The sequence below is a fragment of the Streptomyces sp. NPDC029674 genome (genome assembly GCF_044903205.1).
In the GTDB taxonomy this organism is placed as follows: Bacteria; Actinomycetota; Actinomycetes; order Streptomycetales; family Streptomycetaceae; genus Streptomyces.
This window is the reverse complement of the sequence record NZ_JBJDPY010000015.1, coordinates 156,161-176,974: the sequence shown is the minus strand read 5'-3', so window position 1 is coordinate 176,974 and position 20,814 is coordinate 156,161. Positions and strand designations below refer to the sequence as shown.

The 20,814-nt window shown below is 72.1% G+C and carries 19 protein-coding genes; 9 read left to right on the top strand and 10 right to left on the bottom strand.

Going from position 1 to position 20,814, the window contains the following annotated elements; genetic code table 11:
• Window positions 1-21: 21 nt before the first annotated feature.
• On the bottom strand, window positions 22-1,002 hold the full coding sequence (locus ACI2L3_RS31235) for an SCO0930 family lipoprotein (RefSeq protein ID WP_404755741.1): 981 nt from the start codon (window positions 1,000-1,002) through the stop codon (window positions 22-24).
• Between the two features lie 278 nt (window positions 1,003-1,280).
• Between ACI2L3_RS31235 and ACI2L3_RS31230 the strand changes: the two genes are divergently transcribed.
• Window positions 1,281-1,820 (top strand): hypothetical protein, encoded by a 540-nt coding sequence (locus tag ACI2L3_RS31230; protein ID WP_404755740.1) that lies wholly within the window; start codon window positions 1,281-1,283, stop codon window positions 1,818-1,820.
• A gap of 15 nt (window positions 1,821-1,835) precedes the next feature.
• A complete protein-coding gene (locus ACI2L3_RS31225; protein WP_404755739.1) occupies window positions 1,836-2,600 on the top strand; it encodes a hypothetical protein in 765 nt (254 codons plus the stop codon).
• Here ACI2L3_RS31225 and ACI2L3_RS31220 read toward each other — a convergent pair.
• Entirely contained in the window at window positions 2,589-3,356 is a 768-nt protein-coding gene (locus ACI2L3_RS31220; RefSeq protein WP_404755738.1) for a polyprenol monophosphomannose synthase, read from the bottom strand. The two genes, ACI2L3_RS31225 and ACI2L3_RS31220, sit on opposite strands and share 12 nt — an antisense overlap.
• A 175-nt stretch (window positions 3,357-3,531) precedes the next feature.
• Here ACI2L3_RS31220 and ACI2L3_RS31215 point away from each other — a divergent pair, with 175 nt between their 5' ends.
• Window positions 3,532-3,744, top strand: a complete 213-nt coding sequence (locus ACI2L3_RS31215; protein WP_404755737.1) for a hypothetical protein — start codon at window positions 3,532-3,534, stop codon at window positions 3,742-3,744.
• Window positions 3,745-3,913: 169 nt separating this feature from the next.
• Entirely contained in the window at window positions 3,914-4,465 is a 552-nt protein-coding gene (locus ACI2L3_RS31210) for a hypothetical protein (RefSeq protein ID WP_404755736.1), read from the top strand.
• 110 nt (window positions 4,466-4,575) lie between these two features.
• Here ACI2L3_RS31210 and ACI2L3_RS31205 read toward each other — a convergent pair whose 3' ends face one another.
• Window positions 4,576-5,070, bottom strand: coding sequence for a hypothetical protein (locus ACI2L3_RS31205; RefSeq protein ID WP_404755763.1), 495 nt, complete (start codon window positions 5,068-5,070; stop codon window positions 4,576-4,578).
• 444 nt (window positions 5,071-5,514) lie between these two features.
• Here ACI2L3_RS31205 and ACI2L3_RS31200 point away from each other — a divergent pair, with 444 nt between their 5' ends.
• On the top strand, window positions 5,515-6,108 hold the full coding sequence (locus ACI2L3_RS31200; protein ID WP_404755762.1) for a class F sortase: 594 nt from the start codon (window positions 5,515-5,517) through the stop codon (window positions 6,106-6,108).
• A gap of 5 nt (window positions 6,109-6,113) precedes the next feature.
• On the opposite strand, the gene ACI2L3_RS31195 is transcribed toward ACI2L3_RS31200, so the two are convergent.
• Together ACI2L3_RS31195 and lysX are read right to left on the bottom strand one after the other, a co-directional pair.
• On the bottom strand, window positions 6,114-6,959 hold the full coding sequence (locus tag ACI2L3_RS31195; RefSeq protein WP_404755735.1) for a polysaccharide deacetylase family protein: 846 nt from the start codon (window positions 6,957-6,959) through the stop codon (window positions 6,114-6,116).
• Window positions 6,960-7,047: 88 nt separating this feature from the next.
• Window positions 7,048-10,332, bottom strand: a complete 3,285-nt coding sequence (gene lysX, locus ACI2L3_RS31190) for a bifunctional lysylphosphatidylglycerol synthetase/lysine--tRNA ligase LysX (RefSeq protein ID WP_404755734.1) — start codon at window positions 10,330-10,332, stop codon at window positions 7,048-7,050.
• Window positions 10,333-10,440: 108 nt separating this feature from the next.
• Between lysX and ACI2L3_RS31185 the strand changes: the two genes are divergently transcribed.
• Together ACI2L3_RS31185 and ACI2L3_RS31180 are read left to right on the top strand one after the other, a co-directional pair.
• Window positions 10,441-10,902: a universal stress protein gene (locus ACI2L3_RS31185; RefSeq protein ID WP_404755733.1), complete on the top strand. Its 462-nt coding sequence runs from the start codon at window positions 10,441-10,443 to the stop codon at window positions 10,900-10,902.
• Between the two features lie 156 nt (window positions 10,903-11,058).
• Window positions 11,059-12,489: an amino acid permease gene (locus ACI2L3_RS31180; protein WP_404755732.1), complete on the top strand. Its 1,431-nt coding sequence runs from the start codon at window positions 11,059-11,061 to the stop codon at window positions 12,487-12,489.
• A 6-nt stretch (window positions 12,490-12,495) separates the two neighbouring features.
• On the opposite strand, the gene ACI2L3_RS31175 is transcribed toward ACI2L3_RS31180, so the two are convergent.
• Window positions 12,496-13,710: a CapA family protein gene (locus ACI2L3_RS31175; protein ID WP_404755731.1), complete on the bottom strand. Its 1,215-nt coding sequence runs from the start codon at window positions 13,708-13,710 to the stop codon at window positions 12,496-12,498.
• Window positions 13,711-13,997: 287 nt separating this feature from the next.
• Between ACI2L3_RS31175 and ACI2L3_RS31170 the strand changes: the two genes are divergently transcribed.
• Window positions 13,998-14,510, top strand: coding sequence for a hypothetical protein (locus ACI2L3_RS31170; protein ID WP_404755730.1), 513 nt, complete (start codon window positions 13,998-14,000; stop codon window positions 14,508-14,510).
• Between the two features lie 127 nt (window positions 14,511-14,637).
• Window positions 14,638-15,282, top strand: coding sequence for a zf-HC2 domain-containing protein (locus ACI2L3_RS31165; RefSeq protein ID WP_404755729.1), 645 nt, complete (start codon window positions 14,638-14,640; stop codon window positions 15,280-15,282).
• A 24-nt stretch (window positions 15,283-15,306) separates the two neighbouring features.
• Here ACI2L3_RS31165 and ACI2L3_RS31160 read toward each other — a convergent pair whose 3' ends face one another.
• The 4 genes from ACI2L3_RS31160 to aroF all read right to left on the bottom strand — a co-directional run bounded on the left by ACI2L3_RS31160 (window position 15,307) and on the right by aroF (window position 20,720).
• Complete coding sequence (locus tag ACI2L3_RS31160; protein WP_404755728.1) at window positions 15,307-16,167, bottom strand: Fpg/Nei family DNA glycosylase; 861 nt, start codon at window positions 16,165-16,167, stop codon at window positions 15,307-15,309.
• Between the two features lie 9 nt (window positions 16,168-16,176).
• A complete protein-coding gene (locus ACI2L3_RS31155; RefSeq protein ID WP_404755727.1) occupies window positions 16,177-18,294 on the bottom strand; it encodes a SpoIIE family protein phosphatase in 2,118 nt (705 codons plus the stop codon).
• A gap of 61 nt (window positions 18,295-18,355) precedes the next feature.
• On the bottom strand, window positions 18,356-19,336 hold the full coding sequence (locus ACI2L3_RS31150) for a streptomycin biosynthesis protein (protein ID WP_404755726.1): 981 nt from the start codon (window positions 19,334-19,336) through the stop codon (window positions 18,356-18,358).
• 343 nt (window positions 19,337-19,679) lie between these two features.
• Entirely contained in the window at window positions 19,680-20,720 is a 1,041-nt protein-coding gene (aroF, locus tag ACI2L3_RS31145) for a 3-deoxy-7-phosphoheptulonate synthase (RefSeq protein WP_404755761.1), read from the bottom strand.
• Window positions 20,721-20,814: the final 94 nt, after the last annotated feature.

Below are 20,814 nucleotides of genomic sequence, written 5' to 3'. Positions count from 1 at the left end.
TCTGTCCATATGCCGTGCCGGTTACTCGGAAGCGGTCACCGGCTTTCCCGTGGGGCTCGCGGCGTACCAAGTGCCGCCCACGCCCTGGCCGTTGGTGTCGCCGGGCTTCTTGTCCCCGGCGAACGTGTACAGCGGCCAGCAGTCGATCGTCTGCTGCTTCTTGCCGTCGGGCCGGTCGAAGACGGTGAAGCCCTTCTTGAGGATTCCTCGAGTGGCGTTCTTGTCCACGGGCTCCACGACGGGCCACTTGTCGAGGCAGGCGCCGGTACAGGCCGACTTCATCGGCCAGGCGGAGTCCTTCGTGAAGCGGTACACGGTCATGCCGTTCTTGTCGACGACGATCTCGCCGAGCTTCGGGTCCTTGCGGGTGGACAGTCCCGCGGGGTCGACGGGGCTGGTGCCGGCGGCCGCCGGTGCGGCCTTCTTGCCGTCGGGGGCGGCCGCGTACCAAGTGCCGCCGACGCCCTGCCCCTTGGCGTCGCCGGGCTCGGCGTCCTTGGCGAACCGGTACATCGGCCAGCCGTCGATGGTCAGTTGCTTGCTGCCGTCGGCGGCGGTGACCTCGCCGAGCAGGGACTCGTCGACGCCCGGCGGGGCCTTGGAGCCGTCGGCGGCGACGACGGGCCAGGCCTTCAGGCAGGCCGCGTCGCAGTTGGACTTGGGCGGCTGGGCGGTGTCCTTGTCGAAGCGGTAGAGGGTGAAGCCCGCGCTGTCGGTGACGACCTTGCCGAGCTTCTTGCTGTCCCACACCGCGAGTTGACCCGCGGATTTGGCCTTGGCGCCGCCGTCCTTGCCGGCGGCGCCGGAGTCCTCTCCGTAGCCGGAGTCGTCTCCGTATCCGTCGCTCTTCGCCGGCGCCTCGTTGCCCACGTTCTGCCCGTTCGGAGACTGGTCGCCCTTCTCCTGACCGCACGCCGTCGTCAGCGCCAGCAGGGCCGCGGCTGTCGCTACGAGCGAGGCGCTCCGCCAGGCCCGGGGGGAACCCCCACTTGGATGCAGCATCCTTGACTCCCAGTCTCAACACAGGTGTTGTGGCGCCCGGTTGCGTCACACATGGCCCTAGGTACGGGCCGGGACAGCCGTCGTGTTCAACCGCACCGCAAGATTCTTTGCGTTCGGACGGGCGGCCGGGGCGCCGGTGTCCGCCCTCAAACGCTTGTCGGAGGCGCGTCCTTCCTTCGGGTCATTCGTGGGCGTCGGGGGCGTGCCGAGGGCGTACGCGGCTCATGCTCCCCGTCGTGCACGGAACTCCGCGAGCCTTGTCGCCCCTAGTCACACGTGTGCTGGCGCTCGTCGCGCTGGCGTTGCTGCTCGGCGCGTCGTCGGCCGTCGGCTCCGCCTCCGCCGACGCCTGCGGGTACGCGTCGATCGATCAGAACGGCGCCGCGAGCGGCGGCCATGCGGCCGTCGCGGGCGACGGCGCCGACTGCTGGGCCGGGCCCGTGCAACCCCCGAAGCCCCCGCCCCCACCGCCGCCTCCCCCTCCTCCTCCGCCGCCCCCACCACCACCGCAGCCACCCGCCCCGGAGCCGCCGCCCCCGCCACCGGCTCCCGCACCTCCCGAGCCGTCCGTGCGGCCCACACCGCCGCCGCCCCCGCCGCCCCCTTCCGCCGCTCCGGCACCCGCCACGAAGCCCGAGCCGAAGCCCGAGCCCAAGCCCTCCACCCGTCCGCCGAAGCCGCCCCCGCGGGTGACATATCCGGAGTACCACGCCCCGGCCCGCACCCGGCCGCCCCGCAACGGCCCGTCCCTCGTCTCGCTCACCCTGCTCATCACGGCGCCCGCGGTGCTCGCCGTCGCCGCGCTCCGCCCGCGCTGACCGCCGGAGGTCTCCATGTCGGAATGGCTTGTTCTCACCCTCGCGATGGTGGCCGCTTGCGGTGTTGTGCTCATCGTGACCCTGCTGCGCCACCGCAGGACCGGCGCGGACTATGACGCGTCCGAGACCCCGGACGTCATCGAGTACATGACGATGATGATCGGCGTCGTCTACGCCATCGTCCTGGGCCTGGCCATCGCCGGTGTCTGGGAGGCACGCGGCGCCGCCCAGGAACACGTACGCCTGGAAGCCCAGGCGCTGCACGAGGTCTCGGAGCGGGCGCGGATCTATCCGGAGGACGTACGGGACCGGATCCGCGCCGATGTCCACACCTATGTCAGCCATGTGGTCACCACCGAGTGGGACACCATGCGGTCCAAGAACGAACTCACCGACCGCGGCGCCGACCTCCTCGCCCGCATCCGGCACGACGTGACGGACTACGAGCCGAAGTCGGACTTCGAGGCGCAGGCGTATCAGCCACTGGTCGACTCGGTGGCGGCCGCCGACGACGCGCGCAGCGCCCGTGCGGACAGCGTCGGGGCGACCATGCCCGCGGTGGTCTGGTTCGGCCTGATCACCGGAGGCCTGGTCACCATCGGCATGCTCTTCGCCCTGCAGATCCGCCGCACACCACGCGAACTGGTCCTCGCCGGGCTCTTCTCCGCCCTGTTCGCCTTCCTGCTCTTCCTCATCTGGGACTTCGACGCACCCTACAGCCGTGGCGTCGCCGCGACGGCGGAACCGTTCCGGGCGCTGTTCCCAGGTCTAGGGGGCTGACCGGCGGCCGAACCGCAGCTTCCACGGTGTGATCGCAGACTCGGCCTGCACCCGCAGGCTGAGCTTCGACTCGCCGTTGACGCGCTCCTCGAAGGTGATCGGCACCTCCACGATGCGCAGCCCCCGGCGGATCGCGCGGTAGTTCATCTCGACCTGGAAGGAGTAGCCGTTGCTCCGCACCGACGGCAGGTCGACGGCTCGCAGCGCGCCGGCCCGCCACGCCTTGAACCCGGCCGTGGCGTCCTTCACGCCGAGCCGCAGGACCGCGTTGACGTAGAAGTTCGCCCAGGCGGACAGCGCCTTGCGGTGCCAGGCCCACTCGGTGGCGAGCGCGCCGCCGGCCACGTAGCGCGAGCCCAGCACGACTGCCAGGTCGTCGCCTCCCGCGAGCAGCGTGCGCACCATCAGCGGGAGTGTCCGTGCCGGGTGCGAGAGGTCGGCGTCCATCTGGACGACCACGTCGGCGCCGTCGGCGAGGGCGCGCGTCATTCCGGCGACGTAGGCACGGCCGAGGCCGTCCTTCTCGGTGCGGTGCAGGACGGTGACCGTGCCCGCGGACCGGGCCGCGAGGTCGTCCGCGATGTCGCCGGTGCCGTCGGGCGAGTTGTCGTCGACCACGAGGACGTGCAGGTTCGGCAGGTCCAGCTCTTGGAGCAGGCCGACGAGGAGGGGGAGGTTCTCCCGTTCGTCGTACGTGGGGACGACGACCACGATCTTCGGGGAGGCCGCGTCAGCAGCCCGGGACGACTGTTCCACGATGATTCCCCCGTGCGATTCTCCGTGCGGTCGGCACCACAGTACGACAAGGATCATGGAAGTTCGTCAACAGCCGTGCCGCTACAGCCTGTTGGGGCGCGGCCGATCCCCGTCGGTGCGCGCGTTGGCCGTGAACCGCGCTGCGCCGCGCCGCCGTACGGCGCACTCTGGTGTCATGGCCTGGCAGTCACCGATCGTCGTCCACCCGCCCGCCGCCGACGGCGCGCGGCGGATCACCGTGCGCGGACAGGACCTCGGCGTCGCACGCGGTGACCGTGAGCTGAGGGAGCTGCTGCGGCGCGCCGGGTTCGGCGAGGCCGACATGGCGCTCGACGACCCGCACCTCGTCGAGTGGCGGGGCGCACCGCACGGGTGGACGGCGACGTGAAGCCGCCACGCCGTTCCGTTCGCCCGACCGGCCCAGCGGATTGCCCCGTTCGCACGACACGGATCGCGCGGGGCCTGGTCCGTATTTAGCGTTTCGGGCATCGAGGTGCATTTCAGGCATCAGCGGAAGAAGATCCGCAGCTGCTCCTCGTGGACCCGGAGGATTCATCATGCGCGCGATACGCGTCGCTTCGGCCGCCCTGCTCACCGCTTCCGCCCTGGCCCTCACCGTCCCGACCGCGTCCGCGTCCGCGCCCCTGGGCGAGGAGAACGTGACCGCGTTCGGTTTCAGCATCTCCCCCAAGACGGTCGCCGCCGGCGGGCAGGTCACCCTCAACGTCGACGGCTGCGACGGCGAGACCAAGGTGACGTCCGGCGTCTTCGACGACACCACCATCCCCAAGGGGCAGAAGTCCGCCACCGCTCACGTGTTCTGGGACGCGAAGCCCGGCGCGATGTACGAGGTGACGTTCACCTGCAACGGCAGCAACCCCGGCAGCGACAAGACCGACCTCACCATCGCCACGGGCCGCCCCGACGGCAACACCCGCCCTGACGGCAACACGCACCACAACCCGGACAAGGGCGTCAAGGCCGGCGTCGGCGGCAGCCTGGGCGGACTCGACCTGCACGAGATCGCCCTCGGCGGGGCCCTGATCGTGGGCACGCTGGGCGCCGCGTACTACAAGACGCGCCGCCGCACCCGCGGGGGCAACTCCTGACCGGCGCGCGGCACTTCGCCCCCGGGCGTCTCCGGGTCCCGGGGGCGAAGGGCGGTCGTGGCGGAAGCCGGGCGTGGAGCGGAAGGGGGGCGCGCCGGCCCGGCGGGTCCTCAGACCTTGTTCTCGGAGCGGCGGCGCATCCAGAAGACGCCGCCGCCGACCAGCGCGGCCGTGACCAGGGCACCGCCGATGGCCATGTCGGTGCTGGTCGCTCCGGAGTTCGTGCTGCCGCCGAAGCCGCCGCGCACCCCGCCGTGGATGACGGTGAACGCCGCCGGGCGGGTCAGGGTCTTGCCGCCGCAGTGGGCGGTGATGTCGTACGCGCCGGGGTGGGTGTGCGAGCGGACGACCGCGGTGGCGCTCGCCGTGGTGCCGCCGGCGATGGAGTGCAGCTTCGTGTCCGGGAAGGCGTGCGACGTGATCTTGCTGCCGGGCGACTGGCAGGAGGATCCGTCGACGGTCACCGTCAGGTGGCCGCCTCTCGGGATCACGCTGGGCATGGCCACGATGTTGGTCGGGTCGGCCCACGCGGACGCGGTCGGGGCGGCGAGCCCGACGGCCGCGACGGCCGCGGCGGCGGCCGCGACGGCGCGAGTGGTCCGCATACGAGAAGTACGCATGGCTTTCCTCCGCGGAAGGCGCCCCGGGGATACCGTCCCCGGTCGATCGGCGAGAGCGCCTCCCAGACTGACCCTCAGATGCCGTGGACGGGCCCGCATTTCGGCGCTCGGCCGTCCTGGTGAGACGACACGCCGGGGCACGTCCGCGCAACCCGACATCACCGCAGGTCACGGACCGTCAGAAATTTCCTGCCCGGCGCGACCCGGATGGCGCACCCCGGCCCCGGCGCCACCCGTTCGCTCCCGCCCTTTCGCACGCCACGCGCCCCGCGCTTAGCGTTTTGGTACGCGCACCGGACGCGGCACTCGTGCCGCGTTGAGAGGGGATAGAGAATGCCTTCGCCCCAGCCCGCCGACGAGTTCGAATTCCAGGATTTCCAGGGTCTCCGGGAGGACGAAAAGCAGAGGAAGCGCGCCCCCTGGGGTGTGATGGCGCTCGTTTTGCTGACCGGCCTCGCGCTCATTCGCAATGGTTCCGGGGAATTCGACGTGGGCCCGCCGCAGCCCGCGTCCGCCGCTGCCGCGGACCGCGCGCCCGGGACGGGGGACGGCGCCACGGCGCCGCTGACGTTCTCGCCGGCCGAGCGCATCCGCATCAAGGGCATCCAGGTGGACGCGCCGATCATGCAGGTGGGGCTGGATGCCGAGGGCTGGGTGGACGCGCCGCCGCCGGGGGACCCGAACCTCGCCGGCTGGTTCACCGGCGCCGTGTCACCGGGCGAGAAGGGCACCGCCGTGGTGGTCGGCCATGTGGACAATCAGCAGGGCCCGGCCGTTTTCTACGGTCTCGGTTCGCTGAAGAAGGGGCAGCGGATCGAGGTGGAGCGCAGGGACGAACAGACGGCTACTTTCGAGATCTACGGCGTCGAGGTGTTCGACAAGGACAATTTCCCGGGCGAGCGGGTGTACGGGAACGACGGAACTCCCGAATTGCGAGTCATCACCTGCGGCGGCGGTTTCTCGAAGCATGCGGGATACGACGGGAACGTCGTGGTGTTCGCCCGGCTCGTCGCCGGCAGCTGACCCGCTCAGATCAGATAGGAACTCGGCACCGTGATGCGGTACCCGGAATCCAGGAGCTGCGGGAGGTAGTCGCGCAGCGCCTCGACACTGCCCGAGCGGTCGCCCCCCGCGTCGTGCGAGAGCACCACGACGCCCGGTCCCGCGCCCTTGCGGACGCGTCGCGCGATGGTCCTCGCGCCGGGTTCGGTCCAGTCGAGGGTGTCGACGGTCCAGGCGAGCGGCTCCATGCCGAGTTGGGCGCCCAGCTGGAAGGCGTTGCGGTTCCACGCGCCGTACGGGGCCCGGAACCAGGCCGGTGGCCGGCCGGTCACTTCCTCGATGACGTAGCAGGTGCGCTCGATCTCCTCACGCATCGTGGCCCGGCCGAGGCGGGTCAGCAGCGGGTGGCTCCAGGTGTGGTTGCCGATCAGATGCCCGTCGTCGGCCATCTCGCGCAGCAGGTCCGGATTCTCGACGGCCATCTCGCCGCACACGAAGAACATCGCGCGGACGTCGTACCGGCGCAGCGTCCGCAGGATGGCGGGGGTGTAGCGCGGATCGGGTCCGTCGTCGAACGTCAGCACCATCGATCGGTCGTGGTCCGGCATGCGCAGGATCGGCGCCTTGCGCACGTGCGGCAGGGCCCGCGTGAAGCGTTGCGGGCCGGACCCCGCGATGGGCCGCAGGCGGTACGCGGAGGGCTTGCGGGCGCGTGCGGCCTGCGGGCCCCCGGCGGGCGCGCCGCCGGTGGCGGACGGCCCCGGGGCGGCCGGGCGGTCCGTGCCCGCGCACCCCGCGATCGCGGCCGGCACGAGCATCGCGGCGGCGCGGAGCAGCACCCGACGCCCTGGCGTCAGCTGATCGTCTTTCATGAGTAATCCGTCGCATGGCCGAAGGCCCCGGCGGAACATCAACACCGCGGCGGGCCCCGAAAGCACCCGATCAGACGCGGCGGACCGGTCAGGCGCGGCGGACGAGGGGGAAGGGCAGGGTCTCCCGGATGGTCAGGCCGGTGAGGAACATGACGAGCCGGTCGACGCCGATGCCGAGGCCGCCGGTGGGCGGCATCGCGTACTCCAGCGCGTCGAGGAAGTCCTCGTCGAGCTCCATGGCCTCGGGGTCTCCCCCGGCGGCCAGCAGTGACTGCGCGGTGAGGCGGCGGCGCTGTTCCACCGGGTCGGTCAACTCCGAGTAGGCGGTGCCCAGTTCGGTGCCGAAGGCGACGAGGTCCCAGCGTTCGGCGAGGCGCGGGTCGGTGCGGTGGGGGCGGGTGAGCGGGGAGACGTCGGTCGGGAAGTCCTTGTAGAAGGTGGGCAGCGTCGTCCGCTCCTCGACGAGCCGCTCGTACATTTCGAGGACGATGTCGCCGCGGCCGTCGTCCGCCGTGTGCGGGACGGCGGCCCGGTCGCAGAGCCGGCGCAGGGCCTGTTCCGGGGTGTCGGCGTCGATCTCCTCGCCGAGCGCCTCGGAGAGCGCGCCGTAGACGGTCTTGACCGGCCAGGGCCCGGAGATGTCGTACTCGGTGCCGTCCTTGTACGCCACGGGTCTGCCGAAGGCGGCGGTCGCGGCGCCCTGGATCAGTTCGCGGGTGAGGTCGAGCATCACGTCGTAGTCGGCGAGGGCCTGGTAGGCCTCCAGCATCGTGAACTCGGGGTTGTGTTTGTAGGAGACGCCTTCGTTGCGGAAGGTGCGGCCCATCTCGAAGACCCTCTCCATGCCGCCGACGCAGAGCCGCTTCAGGTACAGCTCGGGGGCGATGCGCAGGTACAGGTCGAGGTCGTAGGCGTTGATGTGGGTGGTGAAGGGGCGGGCGTTGGCGCCGCCGTGGATCTGCTGGAGCATCGGTGTCTCGACCTCCAGGTAGCCGCGGTCGAGGAGGCCCTGGCGCAGGGCCTGGACGGCGGCGGAGCGGGCCCGGACCACGTCGCGTGCGGCGGGGCTCGCGACCAGGTCGAGGTAGCGGCGGCGCACCTTGGCCTCGGGGTCCGTCAGGCCGCGGCGTTTGTCGGGCAGCGGGCGCAGGCACTTGCCGGTGAGCCGCCAGTCGGTGACGAAGACGGTGAGCTCGCCGCGGTCGCTGGTGCCGACGGTGCCGGTGGCGGTGATGTGGTCGCCGATGTCGGTGCCGGTGGTGAAGCGGTTCAGGGTCTCGGGGCCCGCGGTGTCGCGGGTGAGGGCGAGCTGGCGGTCGCCGGACCAGTCGCGCAGCACGGCGAAGACGACGCCGCCGAAGTCGCGTACGAGCATGACGCGTCCGGCGACGGTTACCTGAGTACCCGTCATGCCCTGGTCGACGTCGGCAAGTTCGTGGGTGCGTGGGGCCGGGCCCGCCGGGTAGGGGTCGATGCCCTCGGAGCGCAGCCGGTCGAGTTTGCGGTGGCGGATGTGGATCTGTTCCGGGAGCTTCGACGTGGGGTCGGCGGCGTCGGCGGCGTCCCGGTCCGCGAGGCCGAGGGCGGCGATCGACGGGAGGCCCTCGGTGGTGGCGGGCCGGTTGACGCCCCGGGGCTTGTGGCCGTTGCCCCAGAGTTTGCGCAGGGACGGCACGGAGACGAAGCCCTCGGCGATGCCGGAGGCCAGGCTGATGCGGGCGAGGGCGCCGCTGTCGCCGTAGCAGATGAAGCGCGGGTACCACTCGGGGTGGTATTTGGCGTTCGAGCGGTAGAGCGCTTCGAGCTGCCACCACTTGGAGAGGAACAGGAGCAGCCTGCGCCACAGCCGCAGCACCGGGCCCGCACCGATGCGGCCGCCCTCCTCGAAGACCGAGCGGAAGACGGCGAAGTTCAGGGAGATGCGCCGCACGCCGGTCCTCGGCGCGGCCGCGCACAGTTCGGCGACCATGAACTCCATGACGCCGTTGGGTGCGGCGCGGTCGCGGCGCATCAGGTCCAGGGAGATGCCGTCCCTGCCCCACGGGACGAGGGAGAGCAGCGCGAGGAGCCTGCCGTCGGCGTCCAGGGCCTCGACGAGGAGACAGTCGCCGTCCTCGGGGTCGCCGAGCCGGTCGAGGGCCATGGAGAAGCCGCGCTCGGTCTCGGTGTCCCGCCAGGCGTCGGCCTTGTCGACGATCTCCTCCATCTCCTCGTCGGTGAGCGTGGAGTGGCGGCGGATGCGGGCGGTGGCGCCGGTGCGGCGGACGCGGTTCACGGCCTGGCGGGTGACGCGCATGTCGCGGCCGTCCAGGTCGAAGTCGGCGACGTGCAGGATCGCCTCGTCGCCGAGTTGCAGCGCGCCGAGCCCGGCGCGGGCGTACGCGGTCGCGCCGTCCTCGGATGCGCCCATGACCGCGGGGGCCCAGGCGTACCGGCGGGCGACGTCCAGCCAGGCGCCGATGGCGTGCGGCCAGGCCTCGCGGTCGCCTACGGGGTCGCCGCTGGCGAGGCAGACGCCGGCCTCGACGCGGTAGGTGACGGCGGCCTTGCCGCTGGGCGAGAAGACGACGGCCTTGTCGCGGCGGGTGGCGAAGTAGCCGAGGGAGTCCTGGTCGCCGTAGGCGCCGAGGAGGGCGCGGATGCGGGGTTCCTCGTCGCCGTGCAGGGCCGCTTCCATGCGCTGGGAGCGGAAGAGCGTGACGGCGGCGCTCAGCAGGGCGAGGGCGCCGAAGAGGCCGAGCCAGAAGTACAGGGCGCGCGACGGGGTGCCGTCGAAGTAGTCGTGGCCGTGGATCAGCCCGCCGCAGACCCGGTTCGCCGCCCACAGCAGGCGCTCGCCCCGCACCAGCGTGCCGGGGAACAGCTCCACCAGGCCCCAGCCGACCAGGATCGCGAGGCCGAGGCCCGCGACGAGCACCGCGAGGGCCCGCCGGACGGCGCCGCGCCGGGAGTCCGCGGAGAACTCCTCGCGGGCCAGGATCAGCAGGACGAAGGCGGCGCCGCAGACGACGAAGGAGGGCAGGGACTCGGCCCAGTAGCCGAGGGCCGCGCCGAGCACGTCGAAGGCGAGGAGCAGGCCCAGATAGGTGACGACGAGCCACCAGGTGATCTTCTTGCGGGCGGCGGTGGCGGCGGCGAGCAGGAAGAGGAAGACGGCGTACGCGAGGTTCGCGCTGACCGGGACCGTCACGAGGTCCAGGAAGCGGATGACGGGCATGAGGAGGCGGCGCAGCGGGGCGATGACCGCGAGGACCGCGCAGAAGACGCCGAGGGCCCCGAAGAAGGTGGCGAACCCCTCCGGGACGCGGCCGAGGAAACCGTCTCGGGAGCGTATCCGCCCGCGGGGCTCGGGCTCCTCCGTGCTGACAGTCATGGTCACGACTCTAGGAAGAGGTGCGGCACGGCGCGCGCCGAGCGGGGCGGGACGGGGCAGGGCCGCCCGGAACGCAGGCGGTAGGAGTGCCTCCGCTAACCTCTCGGCGTGAGCGCAGACCAGTCCCACCAGTTCGAACGCGGCACCGACGGGCCCAAGGTGATCGTCGTCGGAGTCGATGGTTCCGATTCATCGCTCCGCGCGGCGGCGTACGCCGGCGGCCTGGCCCGACGGCAGCACGCGCTGCTCGCCGTCGTGTACATCCAGCCGGTGCTCGCCGCGGGCGCCGCGTTCGGTGTGCCGGTCGCCGAGACGACCGACGAGATCGCCGAGGGGCTGATCGCGGAGATCCGGGACGCGACGGAGCGCGTGAAGGACATATTCGACGTCCGGTGGGAGTTCCACACGTTCCGCGGCGACCCCTACACCGGCCTGGTCACCGCCGCGGACGACCTGAAGGCCGACGCCGTCGTCGTCGGCGCCTCCGAGCAGGCGGGCCACCGCATCGTCGGTTCGGTCGCCGTCCGGCTGGTGAAGGCCGGCCGGTGGCCGGTCACCGTGGTCCCGTAGACCCACGTATCCGCGGTCCCGTGGGCCCACGCACCTGAATGGCCCCGGCCGCGACGCCCCTCCGGACGCCCGGGGTGTGGCGTCTTCCGTCGCGCCCCGCGCTGGGCCATCATGATCCGCCATCAGCCGACTGCCGTCTGCGAAGAGGTGGAGATCATGTCGGGACTCCGGATGGGGCAGGGCGTGCTGCGCCGCAAGCCCATCGACCACATCGACGAGACGGAGACGGGGGCGGGCGGCGGACTCGCCAAGTCCCTCGGGCTCTGGCAGCTCACCGCGATCGGCGTCGGCGGCATCATCGGTGCCGGCATCTTCAGCCTCGCCGGCGCCGTGGCGAACGGCACGGCGGGCCCCGCGGTGCTGATCTCCTTCCTGATCGCGGGGGTCGCGAGCGCGGCCGCCGCCTTCTCGTACGCCGAGTTCGCGGGCATGATCCCGAAGGCCGGCTCCGCCTACACCTACGGCTATGTGGTGCTCGGCGAGCTGACCGGCTGGTTCATCGGCTGGGACCTGCTCCTGGAGTACACCGCGATCGTCGCCGTCGTCGCCATCGGCATCTCCGGCTACTTCGGCTTCCTTGTCGAGGAGTTCGGGGCCGAGCTGCCGAGCTGGATGATGGGCGCCCCGGGCACCGGCGACGGGCACAAGGTCGACCTCTTCGCCGCGGTGCTGTGCCTGTTCATCGCGTATCTGCTGACCCTCGGCATCAAGAACGCCGCGCGCTTCGAGATGATCGTGGTGGTGCTGAAGGTGATCGTGGTGCTCGTCGTGATCGCGGTCGGCTTCTTCCACATCGAGACCGGCAACTACGAGCCGTTCTTCCCCTACGGCGTCAGCGGCGCGTTCACGGGTGCGGCGACCGTCTTCTTCGCCGTCTTCGGTTACGACGCGATGAGCACGGCGGCGGAGGAGTCCAAGGACGCACAGCGGCACATGCCGAAGGCGATCCTCTACTCCCTCGCCATCTCGATGGTGCTGTACGTGCTCGCCTGCCTGGTCCTGACGGGCATGCAGAGCTATAAGGACGTCGATCCGGAGAGCGGCTTCTCCACGGCGTTCAAGTCGGTGGGGCTCGGCGGGCTGGCGGACGTCATCGCGGTGGGCGCGATCATCGGCATCCTCACGGTGATGTTCACGTTCATGCTGGGCTGCACCCGGGTGTGGTTCAGCATGTCGCGCGACGGTCTCCTCCCCAAGTGGTTCGCCAAGACGCACCCGACCCGGCACGTGCCGACGCGCGTGACCTGGATCGTCGGGGTCGCGTCGGCCGCCATCGCCGGGTTCCTGCCGATCGGCGAGGCGGCCGAGCTCACCAATATCGGCATCCTCCTGGCGTTCGTCGTGGTGTGCGTCGCGGTGATCGTGCTGCGCTACAAGCGTCCCGATCTCCCGCGCACCTTCCGCTGTCCCGGGATGCCGGTGGTGCCCGCGATCGGGGTGGTCTTCTCCATCTGGCTGATCACGTTCCTGCAGTGGCAGACGTGGGCGCGGTTCGCCGTGTGGTTCGCGCTCGGCCTCGTCGTGTACTTCGGGTACTCGTACCGCAAGTCGGAGCTGGCGAAGGCGGAGCGCGGCACCAAGGCGTGAAGCGGTCTACTTCCCCATGACCAGGCCGTGCTTGCCCGCGCCGCGGCTGAGGACGACGCGGCGGACGCGGTCACGTACGCCGCGTACGTCGGCGCCGCGGTCCAGCGCCCGGTTGAGGTTGACGACGCGGCCAGGGCGCGTGTCGAACCACATCGGCACGAACTCCGCCTTCGTCACCTTCCACCGGGCCCCGGTCCGCACGGGCGGAGCGAAGGTGAAGCGGCCGATGGTGCCCTGGTTGCCGCGCGGGTCCCGCGCGCCCTCGTGGTTGATCATGTCGCCGGCGATCTGGTCGCCCATGCCGTAGACGACCCAGGTGCCGTTCACCTTCTCGTAGGCCTGCGGGACGTGGGCGTGGGTTCCGATGATGAGGTCGATGTCGGGGCGGCCGCCCGTCCGTGACGCCGTGAGCCGCTTGCCGAGCCGCAGTTGCCGCCGGTCGGGCTCGTCCTGCCACTCCGTACCCCAGTGCAGGCTGACGACCACGACGTCGGCGCCGACCTTCCGTGCCGCGCGGGCGTCCGCGACGATCTTGGCGCGGTCGATGAGGTCCACCGTCCACGGCTTGCGCTTGGGGAGCGGGTAGCCGTTCGTGCCATAGGTGTACGCGAGTTGGGCGACCCTGGCGCCACCCGCGCGCAGCCACGCCGGGGTCTTGTCCTCGGCGGCGGAGCGGGCCGAACCGGCATGCTTGACGCCCGCCTTGTCGAGGGCGTCCAGGGTGCGGCGTACGCCTGCCGCTCCGGCGTCGAGCGTGTGGTTGGAGGCGGTGGAGCACGAGTCGTACCCGGTCGCCCTGAGGGCGCGGGCCACCTCGGGCGGGGACTGGAAGGCGGGGTAGCCGCTGTAGTCGCCGTCGGCTCCGTAGACGGTCTCCATGTGGCAGATGGCCAGGTCGGCCTTCCTGATGACTGGTTTGGCGCCCGCGAGCATCGGCGCGAAGTCGTAGCCGTCGCCGTCCGCGTCGGCTCTGGCCTGGCGGATGATCGAGGCGTGCGGCAGGACGTCCCCGGAGGCGGCGAGGGTGAAGCTCCGCCGCTCGGCCGCGGCCACGCCGGCCGGGGAGTGGGCCGGGGCCGGACCCGAGGAGCAGGCCGTGGCGCCCGCGATCAGGAGGGCCGCCGCCGCGGTCGTGGCGGGCCGCGGACACCTGGTCCGCGGCCCGTTTCTCGAGGTGGCGGTGGTTCGTGTGTGCCGTGTGATCCGTGCGCGCTGCCGCATAGCTCGGGCTCCATGGACGGGGGCGATATTCGGCCAGACGAATCCATATCCCGGATTATCAGTTAATCAGGGGCCAATGCCGTCACAGTCCCTGAAATGGAGTCAAACGGTTCCACCTGTGACGCGAACAACACAGGGCGGTTCACCTGCGGTGAAACCGGAGGCCGGGTCAAGGCTCCGTAAAGCGCCTTGCTCCGCACCCCCCGCGGGTAATCGGCTGTCCTCACCGTGTGCCGGATTGGGGGGCCAGAGCCGGAGCGCGCGCGGACCGGAGGAAGGCGGAACGGATGCGGTACGAGAGCAGAGGGAATGCGGGCGGTCCCCAGGACGGCGGACTGGCTGTCCCGATGGCGTGGTTGTACGCCGAGTACATCGCCGACGAGCTGCTGCGCACCGGCGATCTGATGCCGCCCACGTCCTTCGAGTACCGGGCGGGGCGCGACGCCCTCGCGCTGACGATCTTCCTGTCGGACAGCGACGGCGAGCTGTCCGGAATCCGGGTGGTCACGCAGTTGGAGACGTGGCTGACCCTGACCGCCTACGGCCAGCCGTGGCAGGACTGGGTCCGGGAGCGGATGGCGCTGCTCACGGCGGACGCCGGCGCCGCGGGCGGCCCCGGGCCCGATCTGGAGCTCGCCGACCGGGCCTGGCGCTGGCTGCAGGAGACCGAGCTGCTCGCCCCCGACCTGGACGCGGTGCCCGGCCGTGCCGGGCAGGGCGAGGAGGACGGGCCGAAGGTGTGGACGCCCGCGTGGCGGCTCGGGCTGCCGCTGGGGCATCTGGCGATCCATCTGTTCTGAGCGGAGCCGGCTGCCCTGAGCGGGTCCGGCTGTTCCGAGCGGGGTCCGGCCTTGAATGATTCGGCGGTCCGCTGCGTACCGGAGGGCGAACAGCACCCGGCAGCGACATCGAACGGCAAGGATCGCCATGAGGCCCCTGGAGCGGCACCGTGACGCGGGCGCCTACGCGCTCGGCGTACTGGACAGGGCGGACGCCTTCCGCTTCGAGGATCACCTCATGGGCTGCCCCGACTGCCTGCTCTCGCTCGACGGACTGCACGCGGCGGCCCGCCAGTTGGCACTGTACGGACGGGTGACGCCCTCCCCCGTGGAGCCGGCCGCCGCACCCTCTCCCGGCCTTCTGGACCGCATCCTGCGGGAGGCGGGGCAGCTGCACGGCGCGCGGCGCAGGTGGCGGCTTTGCGCGGTCGCCGTCGGCGTCGCGCTGGCCGTCGGCGCCCCCGCCGTGACCGTCGTGACGGCGACAGGGCCGTCCCCGGTGCGGCTCAGCGCGCGGGACGCCCGCAGCGGTGTGTCGGCCACGCTGACGGCCAGGGACCGGGCCTGGGGGACGGAGATCGGGCTCACGGTGCGGGACGCGGCGGCCGACGGGCGGGTCTGCGAACTGGTCGCCGTCGGCGCCGACGGCTCCGAGCAGACCGTCACGACGTGGCGGGCCCCCGCGCCGACCGTGCGGACCCGGGGCGCCGCGGCCCTGCGCACCGCGCAGACGGAGCGGTACGAGGTGCGCAGCGCCGACGGAGAACCGCTCCTGACGCTGCGTAACCCGTGACCGGCGCTGCGACTGCAAAAGCCACTACTTCAGCAGCCGCGACATCCGCCGGTCCGCGAGGAGTTTCCCGCCCGTCTGGCACGTCGGGCAGTACTGCAGCGAGGAGTCGGCGAAGGACACCTCGCGGATCGTGTCGCCGCACACCGGGCACGGCTCGCCGGTGCGGCCGTGCACGCGCAGACCGCTCTTCTTCTCCGCCTTGAGGCGCCCCGCCGCGACGCCGCGCGAGCGCTCCACCGCCTCCGTCAGCGTGGCCAGCAGCGCCACATGCAGCCCATGGACTTCCTCCTCGGTGAGGCTCGACGTGAGCCGGAACGGGGACATGCGGGCCGCGTGCAGGATCTCGTCGCTGTACGCGTTCCCGACGCCCGCGATCAGGCTCTGGTCGCGCAACGCCCCCTTGATCTGCCGCCGTTCGCCCGCCAGCAGCCCCGCGAACCGCTTCTCGTCGAAGTCGGCGGCCAGCGGGTCGGGGCCGAGGCGCGCGATGCCGGGGAGCTCCCCCGGCGTCCGGGTGACGTACACCGCGAGGCGCTTCTGGGTGCCCGCCTCCGTGAGGTCGAAGCCCTCGCCCGTCTCCAGGGCCACCCGCAGTGCCAGCGGGCCCTTGCCGGGGCGCGGGACGCCGTCGGGGAGCCGGTCGTGCCAGCGCAGCCAGCCCGCCCGGGCGAGGTGGGTGACGAGGTGCGTCCCGTCGGCGTCGATGTCCAGGAACTTGCCGTGCCGCTCCACGGCGGTGACGGTGCGGCCTTCCAGGGCGGTGAGCGGTGGGTCGTACGTCTTGAGGACGCTGACCGCGGTGGGCAGGACGCGTACGATCTCCCGGCCGACCAGATGGTCCGTCAGGAACTCGCGCAGGGCTTCCACTTCCGGCAGTTCGGGCATCGCTTCCCCTCACCTTCGGACTTCCGCGACGGGCACGACGAACTCGCACCACACGCACTTGCCGCTGCCGCGCGCCTCCACGCCCCACCCGTCCGCGAGCCGGTCCACCAGGAGCAGGCCGCGGCCCGACACGCCGGACTCGCCGGCGTCGCGGCGGCGCGGCAGAGCGCTCGACGAGTCCTCGACGTCGACGCGCAGCCGCCGGTCGGTGCCGCTCAGGACGCGTACGGTCACGACCGCGGCGCCGTCGGTGTGCATCAGCGCGTTGGTGATCATCTCGTCGGCGACCAGCTCGACCTCGTCGGCCCGGTCGCCCGCGCCCCAGGCCCGCACCGCGGCCCTGATCATGTGCCGGGCCTCGGCGAGCGCCTCCGGGTCGCTCGGCGCGACGTGCTGCTGGAGGCGGCCGCCCGAGCGGGGCGCGTCGACCGGGCGGCGGCGCATCAGGAGGAGCGCGGCGTCGTCGTCACCGCCGCGGCCGTCGACGATGCCGCAGAGCCGGTCGGCGAGCCGCTGCAGATCTCGGGGGCCGACGGCGGCGAGCTCCGAGAGGGCCCGCATGCCGTCGTCGAGGTCGGCGCCCGGCACCTCCACGAGGCCGTCGGTGCAGAGCAACAGGGTCTGCCCCGCGTCGAGTTCGAGTGTGGTGACCGGATAGTCGAGCCGTCCGAACTCGGCGGACAGGCCGAGCGGCAGGCCGCCGTCGACCGGCACCCGCCGGAAGGATCCGTCGGTGAGCTGGACGAGCGGGTCGAGGTGTCCCGCCCGGACGAGCTGCACCACGCCGGTCGACAGGTCGGCCTCCGCATACAGGCAGGTCGCGAAGCGGTCGGTGTCCAGTTCGTGCAGGAAGCCGGAGGCGCGGGCCATGACGGTGGCGGGGGTGTGCCCTTCGGCGGCGTACGCGCGAAGGACGATGCGGAGCTGGCCCATGACGGCGGCCGCGTGCGTGTCGTGGCCCTGGACGTCGCCGATGACGGCGCCGACGCGGCCTCCTCCGGAAGGGGCGCCGCCGGGCAGCGGGATCACGTCGTACCAGTCACCGCCGATGTCCCGGCCGAGCGCCGCGGCGCGGTACCGTACGGCGATCTCCGCGCCCGGTACGCCGGGGATGGTGCGCGGCAGCATGGCCTGCTGGAGCCCTTGGGCGAGGTCTTTCTCCTGCTCGTAGAACATGGCGCGCTGCAGGCTCTGCGCGATGCTGCTGCCCAGCGCGACCAGGACGTTGCGTTCCTCCTCGGTGAAGCCGGTCTTCGCCTGGTAGAGCAGGCCGAGTGCGCCGATGGGGCGGGCCTGCGCGATCAGGGGGAGGTACGCGGCGGCGGTGATGCCGAGTTCGTCGATGTGCGGCCAGAGCAGGGGGTAGGACTCCGCGAAGTCGTCGGCCGTCTCGATGTAGCGCGGCGCGAGGGTGCGGACGACCTCGCTCATGGGGTAGTCCTCGTCGATGCCGGTGAGGCGGGTGCCGGGCACGAAACTGCCCGCGGGGCCCTCGGCGACGAGGCGGATGCGGCCCCCCTCGACGAGGCCCATGACCAGGTTCGACGCGCCGAGGTGGGCGAGGCCGTGGGTGTCGCGGAGCACGTCGATGACGTCCCGGACCGTGCGGGCGTGCGCGAGGGCCGCCGTGGTGCCCTGGACGAGGCTGGTGGTGCGGCGCCGCTCGGCCTCCTCGTCGGCCCGCTCGCGCAGCGCGGCGGGGCTGTCGCCCAGTTCCCGGGTGGCGTCCCTGACGATGCCCAGGATGCGGCGGGGGCGGCCGGTGGGGTCCCGCTGGATGCAGCCCTGTGTGTGGGTCCAGCGCAGCGCGCCCGTGCGGCAGCGGATCCGGAAGTACGCCCCGTACGTGTCGCTGCCGTCCTTCAAGGCGTGCGAGACGATCTGGTCCAGGCGGTGGCCCTCGACCGTCGGGACGCGGAAGGCGAGGGTCTCGGGCCGGTTGTCGTACTCCTCGGGGCGTACGTCGAAGACCTCGTGGGCGGTGGCGTCCATCTTCATGAGCCCCGTGTCGAGGTCCCAGTCGAAGCGGCCCATGCGCAGCGCTGCCCCGTACAGCGCGAGGAAACAGCCGGCCGGCTCCCCGGCCGGCTGTCCACAGCGGCACTGCCCCGCCGGGTCGAGCTCCATGGGCCCACGCTAGGCGGAGGCCCCGGTGCGCGCATGTGGGAGAGGGCGCCGCCGCTCCCCGCTACGCCGACTCGGCGACCTTGCTCTGCACCCGTACCGCGACCTCCGTCCACATCTCGGCGCTCTCGCCCGCGAGGTAGGCCACGATGCCGCGGCAGTGCGGCGGCACCTTGTCGATGATCTGGTCCCACTCCTCCATGCTGATCGTGTGGATGTTGAGCAGCCGCAGCAGGGTGCGGCCGATCTCGCTGAAGCGCAGCGCCGGGTCGGCCTTGAGGCGCTTGACGGCGTCGGCCCGGTCCTGGGCCGCGTTCCGGTCGGGCACGGCCGAGGGGCGGCCGACCCGCGGGGCGGTGGCGCGGTCGTCGCGGTGCGCCGCTTTCCCGCGCTGCGGCACGGGGTCCTCGCCCCGCATCATGCGGTTGCGCACGTCGCGCACCGTCTCCGGCGAGATGGCCGCCACCCGGGCCACCTGGCGCAGCGACAGGCCGGGGTTCTGCGCGATCAGCTCACCGGCGAGCCTGCGGCCCTCGGCGCCGTTGATGGGACGGACGCGGCCGTCGTGGCCGATCCGGCTCTCCTCGCCCTGCCGGCCGCCCGGGGCGCGCCTGCGGAGGTCCGCGACGGTGCCCGGCGCGATGCCGCTGACCGACGCGATCATCCGGTCCGACCACTGCGGGTGCGAGGCGATGATGCGCGCGGCCGCGCGCTTGCGGTCCGCCGTGGTCAGCGGCAGGCCGTGCGTGACGTTCGACTCGACGGCGAGCACGAAGGCGTCGTCCTCCGCGCCGTCGAAGTACCTCACCGCTATCTTGCCGCGCCCCTGGAGTTCGGCGGCGCGCAGGCGGTGCAGGCCGTCGATGACCCGCATCGTCGGACGGTGGACCGTGATCGGCGGCAGCGGCGTCTGTACGACCGCCAGCGCCTGAACGTGCTCCGGATCGACTCCGGACGTCCGTGGTGAACCCGTCGTCGACAGCGAGCCGATCTCGACTTCGACGACCATGAGCCGGTCGATCTCTGCGTGCCCAGGTGTTGCCAACTCAACTTCCCCCTCAAGCTCTGTTGTCCCCCGTGCGCGCGCCCCGGCACACCGCCCGGCCGCGCCTCAGCGCCGAGTCCCGCTGCCGCCGTCGGTCCGCCCCGGTGTGCGGCACGTACGCTTCCGCCCTTGGTCGAGGGCCCCTGAAGTGAATGCGTCGCGTGCCCGGCGGGTGTGTTCTCCCGGATTTCAGAATTCACCCGCGCTCGGTGCCCCGGTCCCTTCGGCGGGAACCCGCGCGCCCGGCCGCGGGAGTATTTCCCCGGCCGAGCACTTTCACCCTAACAACGCGCTTTCGGCCCTGGTACCCCTCACTAACAGCGCGCCACGGGCTCCGCCACCCCTATTCACCCCTACCGGCCCGCGCACCGGTGACGGGCCGCGCGAGGGTGCGGCCCATGAGCGGCGTCAGTTCGTCGACGGCGCTCGCCACGGAGGCGATCTCCGTCCGGGTCAGGGCCTGGTCGCCGTCGCAGAGGGCCGTCCCCGGCTCGGGGTGCACGTCGATCATGACGCCGTCCGCGCCGACCGCGAGGGCGGCCCGGGTGAGCGGCAGAACGAGGTCCCGGCGGCCGCCCGAGTGCGAGGGGTCCACGATCACGGGGAGGTGGGAGAGGCGCTGGACGACGGGGACGGCGCTGATGTCCAGGGTGTTGCGGGTGGCGGTCTCGAAGGTGCGGATACCGCGCTCGCACAGCACGATGTCGAGGTTGCCGCGCTGCGCGATGTACTCGGCGGCCATCAGCCACTCCTCGATCGTGGCCCCGAAGCCGCGCTTGAGGAGCACGGGCCGGCCGGCCGCGCCCACCTCCTGGAGCAGGGCGAAGTTGTGCATGTTGCGGGTGCCGATCTGCAGCATGTCCGCGTAGGGGGCGACCAGTTCGACGCTGGCCGGGTCGATGACCTCGGTGACGACCGGGAGCCCCGTCTCCTCCCGCACGTCGGCGAGGATGCGCAGTCCGGTCTCGCCGAGCCCCTGGTACGCGTACGGCGACGTGCGCGGTTTGAAGGCCCCGCCCCGCAGCAGCGCGGCCCCGGCCGCCTGCGCCATCCGCGCGGCGGCGAGGGTCTGTGAGTGGGTCTCCACCGCGCAGGGGCCCGCGATCACGGTCAGCGTGTCGGGACCGATGGGTACGCCCGCCACGGTCACGACGGAGCGGTCGAGGTGGTGCTCCCTGCTGACCAGCTTGTACGGCACCGAGATGCGCACGACGTCCAGGACGCCGCGCAGGTGGGAGAGGTTGAGGGCGCCGAACGCCGCCACGTCTCCCACCAGGCCGACGATCGTCCGGGTGACGCCTCGGCTGACGAACGCGTCCCCGCCCGCGGTGCGGACCAGTTCGACGACCGCGTCCACATCTTCCTGCATGGCCTCCGGGGCCATCACGACAACCAAGGGGTTCCTCCCGTGAACGGTGTCCCGGCGGGGCGGGACTGATCGCGAATACGTGATATTCACCGACGGGAACGAAATCCGT